1 rRNA gene is annotated in these 708 nt (G+C 48.0%); it reads left to right on the top strand.

Annotation, left to right across the window (positions count from 1 at the left end):
- Window positions 1-708: ribosomal RNA gene (locus J7438_RS26565) — 23S ribosomal RNA — on the top strand; the annotation flags it as partial.

Consider the following 708-nt stretch of genomic DNA (forward strand, 5'->3'; position numbering starts at 1 on the left):
AAGGCCCAGACAGCCAGGAGGTTGGCTTAGAAGCAGCCACCCTTTAAAGAAAGCGTAATAGCTCACTGGTCGAGTCGGCTCGCGCGGAAGATTTAACGGGGCTCAAACTGTTCACCGAAGCTACGGGGTTCAGTGGACAGTTGACAGTGGACAGTACACAGTTTGGTGAGTATACATGCAGGGTTTTGAGCAGTTGGATGTATTCAGGAAAGCGTAACGGGCTTCGCAGGAAGTTCATAAGCTCACACTTGAATATACAAAGCATGAACAAATGCATGGTCTTGCTGACCAAATGCGGAGAGCCAGTAAAGGCATATGCGCAAATGTTGCTGAAGGCTATGGCAAAATGAGTATTTCAAAAGCTGAATTTCGAAGGTTCTTATTAATGGCCATCGGATCAGCCGACGAAATGCGGGTATGGATCAGATACTCACTGGATCTCGGATACATCGAGAAAAATCAGTGGGAACACCTGAAAACCGAATACCAGACAATTGCCAAAATGCTAACGAATTTGCACAAAAGTCACCAATGACTCAAGGCAAAACCGTCCACCGTCTACTGTCAACTGTCTACTGAACCGGTAGAGGAGCGTTCTGTAAGCGGTTGAAGGTGTGTTGAGAAGCATGCTGGACGTATCAGAAGTGCGAATGCTGACATGAGTAACGACAAGGGGAGTGAGAAGCTCCCCCGCCGGAAGACCAAGGG

Source organism: Thalassotalea sp. G20_0, from assembly GCF_017744175.1.
Lineage (GTDB): Bacteria > Pseudomonadota > Gammaproteobacteria > Pseudomonadales > Endozoicomonadaceae > Endozoicomonas.